This is a genomic window from Paractinoplanes pyxinae, assembly GCF_026626335.1.
In the GTDB taxonomy this organism is placed as follows: domain Bacteria; phylum Actinomycetota; class Actinomycetes; order Mycobacteriales; family Micromonosporaceae; genus Actinoplanes; species Actinoplanes pyxinae.
The window spans coordinates 65,844-73,002 of record NZ_JAPNTZ010000028.1; the positions used below are offsets into that span (position 1 = coordinate 65,844).

At 70.4% G+C, this 7,159-nt stretch carries 6 protein-coding genes; all 6 read left to right on the plus strand.

Annotated features, from left to right (window positions below):
- The first annotated feature begins 4 nt into the window (after positions 1-4).
- The 6 genes from OWR29_RS47025 to OWR29_RS47050 all read left to right on the plus strand — a co-directional run bounded on the left by OWR29_RS47025 (position 5) and on the right by OWR29_RS47050 (position 7,127).
- Complete coding sequence (locus tag OWR29_RS47025; RefSeq protein WP_267570221.1) at positions 5-832, plus strand: RcpC/CpaB family pilus assembly protein; 828 nt, start codon at positions 5-7, stop codon at positions 830-832.
- The gene (locus OWR29_RS47030; RefSeq protein ID WP_267570222.1) at positions 829-2,010 is read left to right on the plus strand and encodes a CpaE/TadZ family protein; all 1,182 of its coding nucleotides are present in this window, start codon (positions 829-831) and stop codon (positions 2,008-2,010) included. The genes OWR29_RS47025 and OWR29_RS47030 overlap by 4 nt, the downstream gene beginning before the upstream one ends.
- A complete protein-coding gene (locus tag OWR29_RS47035; RefSeq protein WP_267570223.1) occupies positions 2,007-3,401 on the plus strand; it encodes a TadA family conjugal transfer-associated ATPase in 1,395 nt (464 codons plus the stop codon). The genes OWR29_RS47030 and OWR29_RS47035 overlap by 4 nt, the downstream gene beginning before the upstream one ends.
- Positions 3,398-4,351 carry a type II secretion system F family protein gene (locus tag OWR29_RS47040; RefSeq protein WP_267570224.1) on the plus strand — a complete coding sequence of 318 codons (954 nt, stop codon included), beginning with the start codon at positions 3,398-3,400 and terminating at the stop codon, positions 4,349-4,351. Before OWR29_RS47035 ends, OWR29_RS47040 begins: the two co-directional genes overlap by 4 nt.
- 4 nt (positions 4,352-4,355) lie before the next feature.
- Positions 4,356-5,270: a type II secretion system F family protein gene (locus OWR29_RS47045; protein WP_267570225.1), complete on the plus strand. Its 915-nt coding sequence runs from the start codon at positions 4,356-4,358 to the stop codon at positions 5,268-5,270.
- Positions 5,271-5,462: 192 nt separating this feature from the next.
- Positions 5,463-7,127, plus strand: coding sequence for a sensor histidine kinase (locus OWR29_RS47050; RefSeq protein WP_267570226.1), 1,665 nt, complete (start codon positions 5,463-5,465; stop codon positions 7,125-7,127).
- The last annotated feature ends 32 nt before the right edge of the window (positions 7,128-7,159 follow it).

Sequence of the window (7,159 nt, forward strand, 5' to 3'; positions counted from 1 at the left end):
CGGAATGAGCCGACGCATCGTCCTGCTGGGCGTGGCCGCCCTGCTGGCGCTGCTCAGCGCGGTGGCCGTGGTCGCGTACGCCAGTGGCGCCGACCGCCGCGCCGTCGAGGGCAAGAAGGGTGTCTGGGTGCTGCTCGCCACCGACGCCATCCCGAGCGGCACGACCGGCGCCCAGATCCGGTCGCGCCGCCTGGTGCGGCAGGTGCTCATGCCGGCCGAGACCGTGCCCTCCGGCGCGTTGACCAAGCTCGACGCGTCGCTGGACGCCAAGGCGCTCAACGCCGCCCTGCAGCCCGACCAGATGCTGCTGAGCAAGCAGTTCACCGCCGCCACGAGCAAGACCAAGACGAGGGCCGGCCTGCAGGTGCCGGCGTCGCTGATGGCGGTCAGCGTCGATCTCAGCATGAGCCGCCAGGTCGCCGGCAACGTTCAGCGCGGCGACACGGTCACCGTCTTCGTCTCCACGCCGAGGCAGCCGACCAAGGACGACAAGCAGATCACCTTCGTCCTGATCCCCCGGGCCAAGGTGATCAGTGTCGGCGAGAGCCCGCAGAACGCGCAGGGCGGCGTCGTGCTCACCCCGAGCGCGTCGGGCTCGTCGTCGGCCTCGCCCAGCCCCACCGCTTCCGGTGAGTCGTTGCAGCGCTACGTGGTCACCCTCGCGGTGTCGGCCACCCAGGCCCAGCTGCTGATCACCGGCTACAACGGGGGCTTCCTCCACCTGGGACTGCTCGGCCCCGGCGCGAAGGTGACGGTGGACCCGAGCCTGCTGACCAAGTTGCCGACGCCGACGCCGACGCCGACCCCCGTGGAAAGTGGGACCGCCGGATGAGCCTGTACGTCTACCTCGAGCCCGACCGCGAGATCCTGGCCGAGCGCGGGCCGGAGTTCCAGTCGGTCGGCGGCGCGATCGTGCACAGCATGGCCGAGCTCGAGACGCACCTGCCGCGCTACCCAGAGACGCTTCTCGTCCTCATCGGAGCAAGCGTCCCGCTCGACGAGGCGCTGATGTTCACCGCCTACCAGCGGCTGCAGCGGCCGCTCATCGGTGTGGTGCTCGTCCGCAAGCAGATCAACCCGGCCGAGGTGATCCGCTGCCTGCAGGCCGGCGTGCGCGACGTCGTCGAGGAGGCCGACTGGGACAGCGTCCGCCAGGCGACCAGTCGCTCGGTCGACATCTCGAAGGCGCTCAGCACCTCGATCCGGTCCGGGGCCGAGGTCGCGCCGTTCGGCCGGATCGTGACCGTGTTCGCCGGCAAGGGCGGGTGCGGCCGCAGTTTCGTGGCGGTCAACCTGGCCGTGGCGTTGTGGGCCGGTGGCGCCCGGCGCGTGCTCATCGTGGACCTCGACCTGCAGTTCGGCGACGTCGCCATCATGCTCAAGTTGCCGCCGGACCGCAGCATCGCCGGTGGCATCGCGATGGCCGGCCGCCTGGACGAGCCTGGCCTGCGCTCGATCGTCACCCCGTACCGGCCCGGGGTGGACGCGTTGCTGGCGCCCGGCAATCCGGCGCAGGGGGAACACGTACGGCGGGAACTGGTTCTCGAGATTCTCGACGTGGCCCGGCCGCACTACGACTTCATCGTGATCGACACCCCGGCCATCGTCACCGACCAGGTGCTGGCCGCGCTGGACGTGTCGGACTGGTTCATCCCGATCGTCACGCCCGACCTGCCGACGCTCAAGACGGTGCGGCTGACCGTCGAGATGTTCGACATGCTCGAGTACCCGCGCGACCGCAGCCTGCTCGTCTTCAACCGCGCCAACACCCAGGTCGGTCTGACCACGGCCGACGTCGAGGAGGCGATCGGCATGCCGTTCGCGTCGCTGGTGCCCTCGAGCCGGGACGTGCCCATCTCGGTCAACCAGGGCGAGCCGCTGCTGCTCACCGAGCCCCTGCATCCGGTCAGCCGGGCCATCCGGCAGCTGGCCGACCGCTGCGCCGGCACCGAGACCGCGCCCGAGCCCAAGCGCGGTCTCTTCGGCCGCCGGAAGAAGGTGACGCGATGAGCCTCTCGGCCCGGCTCGGCATGTACGGCAACAAGGCCGGCGCCGAGGAGGAACCGGAGCACGTCGAGGAGACCGACCGTAAAGGCTCCGCCACCACCCAGCGTTACCGAGCGGCCGGGCGAGGGGCGGCCGACCCGGTCTACGAGGTGCGCCTGCGGCTGCAGCGCCGGCTGGCCGACGAACTCGGTCCCACCCTGTACGCGAGCCGGGGCGAGGACGAGGCCCTCGACGCCCGCGTCCGCGAGGTGCTGTCCGAACTGCTGGCCCGCGAGGAGACGCCGCTCTCGGGCAGCGACCGGGCCCGCATCGTCAAGGAAGTCACCGACGAAGTCCTCGGGCACGGGCCGATCGAAGCACTGCTGCGCGACCCGTCGGTCAACGAGGTCATGGCCAACGGGGCCAAGAACGTCTACGTGGAACGGTTCGGCCGGATCGAACGCACTGACGTGGAGTTCGATGACGAGTCCCACCTGCGGCGGATCATCGACCGCATCTGCGCCCGGGTCGGCCGCCGGGTCGACGAGGCCAGCCCGATGGTCGACGCCCGCCTGCCCGACGGCAGCCGCGTCAACGCCATCGTGCCGCCGATCGCCCTGGACGGCGCGTCGCTCACCATCCGTAAGTTCTCGGCCACCCCGCTCACGGTGGGTGACCTCATCTCGTACGGGACCATGACCCGGCCCGCGGCCGAATTCCTCGACGCCTGCGTCCGCGGCCGCCGCAACATCCTGGTCAGCGGGGGCACCGGTTCCGGCAAGACGACGATCCTCAACGTGCTCTCCAGCTTCGTGCCGACCGACGAGCGCATCGTCACCATCGAGGACGCGGCCGAACTGCGTCTGGGCCAGGACCATGTCGTACGGCTGGAGTCGCGCCCGGCCAACGCCGAGGGCCGGGGCACGGTGAACGCCCGCGACCTGGTGAAGAACGCGCTGCGGATGCGCCCCGACCGGATCGTCGTCGGCGAGGTCCGTGACGCTGCCGCGCTCGACATGCTGCAGGCCATGAACACCGGCCATGACGGCTCGCTGACCACCCTGCACGCCAACACCCCGCGCGACGCGGTTTCCCGCCTCGAGACCATGGTGCTGATGGCCGGCATGGACCTGCCGAGCCGGGCCATCCGCGACCAGATCTCTTCCGCCGTCGACCTGATCATCCAGATCACCCGGTTCAAGGACGGCTCGCGCAAGGTCAGCCACATCACCGAGGTCGTCGGCATGGAGGGCGAAACCGTCACGCTGCAGGACCTCTTCCTGCTCGAGGTCACCAACGAGGTGCCGGCCCACCTGGCCCAGCTGAAGCCGACCGGCATCCGGCCCCGCTTCGTCGACGCGCTGGCCATGTACGGCGTGACGCTGCCGGCCACGATCTTCACGGGCGCCCGATGATCTTCGTCGCGGTCTCCTCCGGCGCGTTCGCCTTCGTCCTGTTCTTCCTGCTGGTCGACCGGCTTTTCGGCCGTACGCCGATGCAGCGCCGCCTGGCCACGCTGAAGCAGTACACGGTGGGCGAACGCCAGGTCGAGGAGCCGCTGCTGCGGCGCATTCAGCACGCGGCGGGCGACGTCGTCGAGCGTTCCCCCGGGCTGACCCGGATCGCCCTGCGCTCCGAGACCCGGCTCGACCAGGCCGGCACCCAGATGCGCCCCACCGAGTGGCTGGTCCTCCGGGCCGGCATCGCCGTCACCGCCGCGGTCGCGCTGGCCGTGCTCGTCCACGTCGTCCTGGGCTTCCTGCTCGGGCTGGTGCTGGGCTTCCTCGTGCCGGGCATGCTGCTCAAAGCCTCGATCAAGCGGCGCCGGCAGCGGTTCGCGGACGACCTGCCGGCCATGCTCCAGCTGATCCTCAGCGCGCTGCGCTCCGGCTTCACGCTGCAGCAGTCGGTCGACGCGGCGGTCCGCGACGACGAGGGCCCGGTGGCCGAGGAGTTCGCCCGAGCCCTGTCCGAGTCGCGGATCAGCGGCGAGTTCGAGGAGGCGTTGCAGCGGGCCGGCGAACGCCTGGAAAGCCCCGAACTCGGGTGGCTGACCCTGGCCCTGCGGCTGCAGAAAGAGACCGGCGGCAGCCTGGCCGAGGTCATGCAGACCACCGCCGAGACCATGCGCGAGCGGGCCTACCTACGTCGGCATGTGCGCTCGCTGTCGGCCGAGGGGCGAATTTCCGCGTACGTGCTGGTGGCCCTGCCGATCTTCGCGACCGGCCTGTTGTTCTTCGCCCGGCGCGAATACATGCAGGTGCTCTGGCAGAGCGTGATCGGCCTGATCATCCTGGGCGTGGCGCTGCTCATGATCATCATCGGCAGCCTGTGGCTCCGCTCGGTCACGAAGATCGAGGTCTGAGCGCATGACGGCCGGGACGCTCGTCTCCTTCGCCGCGGCCGCCGCCGTGCTGGCGGTCGCGTGCGCCGCGGCCGCCGTCACCATCCCGGCCAGCCGCCGCCAGCGGATGCTGCGGATCCTGGCCCAGTTCGACCGCAGCCGGAACGCCGTGCGGACGGTCGAGCAGCCGTTCGGCGGCAAGCTGCGCGGCCCCGTCGTGTGGGGCATCCAGCAGGCCGGCAACGTCATCACCCCACCCAAGATCCGGCAGCGCCTGTCCCGCCGGCTCGACTACGCCGGCAACCCGGCCGAGTGGCCGCTCGACCGGGTCATCCGGGCCCGGCTCGTCGGCGCGCTGGTGCTGGGCTTCCTGGGCTGGTGGGTCGGCACCCGCTCGGGCGGGCCGTGGGCGCTGCCCGGCCTGCTGGTGGGGGCGCTGGCCGGCATGAACATCCCCGACCTGCTGGTCTACGACGCCGGCGTGAAACGGCAGGCGGCGCTGACGCGGGCCCTGCCCGACGTGCTGGACGCCATGGTGATCGGCGTCGAGTCCGGCCTCGGCCTGGACGCGGCCATGGCCCAGGTGGCGGTGCTGCTACGCGGGCCGATGCCGGACGAGATCAACCGAGTGCTGCAGGAGATGCGCCTGGGCGTGCCCCGGGCGCAGGCGCTGCGCTCGCTGGCCGCGCGGACCACCGTACGGGACCTGAAAACGCTCATCACGGCCCTGGTGCAGGCCGGTGAGCTCGGCATCTCGGTGGCTGGGATCCTGCGCGAGCACTCGATCGAGCAGCGCACCCGCCGCCGCCAGTACGCCGAGGAGAAGGCCCAGAAGGTGACGGTGAAGCTGCTCTTCCCGGTCATCTTCTGCCTGTTCCCGGTCATCTTCATCGTGGTGCTGGGCCCGGCCATCATCAACATCATGACGAGCGGCTTCTGAGCCCCGCTCCGCCTTCGCCCTTTGGCGCCGGGCTTCTTCGCCTCTCCGCCTTCGCGGTTTCGCGCCGGGCTTCTGAGCCGCGTTCAGCCTTCGCGATCTCGCGCCGGGCTTCTTCGCCTCTCCGCCTTCGCGGTTTCGCGCCGGGCTTCTGAGCCGCGCTCAGCCTTCGCCGTTGTGCGCCGATAGGTGAGTGTGACGTCTGTCGTGGCCGCCGCCGATGAGGAACGCCGGCTCGCCGTCCTGCACGAATACTGCCTGCTCGACGCGCCGGCCGACGACGAGCTCACCACCGTGGTGCGGGTGGCCGCGCTGGTCGCCGGGGTGCCGACGGCGACCCTCAACCTGATCGACGAAAGCCGGCAGTGCCAGCTCACCACGTACGGCTTCGAAGGCGGCAACACAGCCCGATCCGACTCGATGTGTGCCATCCAGTTCCGCGCGGGCCGCTTCGTGCACGTTCCCGATGCCCGCGAGCACCCCGTCTACCGCGACAACCCGTGGGTCGACGGCCGGCTGGCCTCGGTCCGCTTCTACGCGTCGGCGCCGCTGATCACCCCCGAGGGGTACGCCCTCGGTACGCTCTGCGTGTTCGACGACCGGGTCAAGGAGCTGACCGACGACCAAGCGGGCCGGCTGATCGACCTGGCCGACGTCCTTGTGGCCCTGTTCGAGCGGCGGCGGCAGGCCCGCCTCAACGAAAGGCTGGCCGAGACGGCCGAGCGCACCCGCCGCTTCACCACCGCGGTGCTCGAGACGATCGACGTCGGGGTGGTGGTGTCGGACGCCGAGGGCCACGTGACCGTCTTCAACCGCGCCGCCCGCGAGTGGCACGGCCTCGAGGCGGACGCTTCGGTCGACCCGGCGTCCCTGCCCAACCACTACGGCCTGTACGACGCGGAAGGTCAACGCCGGCTGCGGCCCGACGAGGTGCCGCTGCTCCGCGCGCTCAACGAGGGCGTCGTCTCCAACGTCGAGATGACGGTGCGGGCGCCAGGTCGTCCGGTTGTGCAACTGAGCTGTACGGGTCGCCGGCTCGTGGACGACACGGGCCACGTGCTCGGGGCGGTCGTCGCCATGAACGACGTGACCGCCGATCGCGCCTACCGCCGCGAGATCGAGGGCGCCAGCGCCGAGATCGCGGCCCGCGGCGAAGCACTGTCGGCAGCGTTGGTCGAGTTGCGCCGCTCCAACGAAGAACTGGAACAGTTCGCCGGCGCGGTGAGCCACGACCTGGTGCGCCCGATGGCGGCGGCGCACGGATTCCTCGATCTTCTCTCCGGCGAGTACTCGACGACCCTGGACGACCGGGCCACGAAGTGGCTGACCGGGGCAATGCGTTCGGTGGAACGGATGCAGAAGCTGGTGGACGCGCTGCTCAAGTACGCCCGGGCCGGCCAGACCCCGTACCAGGCAGAACCGGTGCCGCTGAACGAGGTGCTGCGTGAGGTCTTGGCCGACCTGCGCACGGCCACCGAAAGCAGCAAGGCGCAGATCTCCGCTACCGACGACCTGCCCACCATCCAGGGCGACCCGGTGCTGCTGCGCCAGCTGCTGCAGAACCTGATCGACAACGCCATGAAGTACCGGCACCCGGACCGCCAGTGCCGGATCACGGTGAGCGCACAGTCGCTGCCCGACCGCTGGATGATCCGGGTCGCCGACAACGGCATCGGGATTCCCGCCGACCAGCGGGAGCGGGTGTTCGAAATGTTCGCCCAGGTCGACCCGAAGCAGCACAAGGGCTACGGCATCGGCCTATCGACGTGCCTGCGCATTCTCGACCGCCACCACGGCGCCATTGCTCTGGAGGAAACCCCCGGCGGCGGAACAACAGTCTGCCTGTCGCTGCCTAAATAGACCCAGAAACGGCAGTAGGCCCACCCCGTATT

What these genes read in the sequence shown, in the direction of transcription:
- OWR29_RS47025 (WP_267570221.1), top strand. Translation starts at nt 5, where the DNA reads ATGAGCCGACGCATCGTCCTGCTGGGCGTGGCCGCCCTGCTGGCGCTG.
- OWR29_RS47030 (WP_267570222.1), top strand. Translation starts at nt 829, where the DNA reads ATGAGCCTGTACGTCTACCTCGAGCCCGACCGCGAGATCCTGGCCGAG.
- OWR29_RS47035 (WP_267570223.1), top strand. Translation starts at nt 2,007, where the DNA reads ATGAGCCTCTCGGCCCGGCTCGGCATGTACGGCAACAAGGCCGGCGCC.
- OWR29_RS47040 (WP_267570224.1), top strand. Translation starts at nt 3,398, where the DNA reads ATGATCTTCGTCGCGGTCTCCTCCGGCGCGTTCGCCTTCGTCCTGTTC.
- OWR29_RS47045 (WP_267570225.1), top strand. Translation starts at nt 4,356, where the DNA reads ATGACGGCCGGGACGCTCGTCTCCTTCGCCGCGGCCGCCGCCGTGCTG.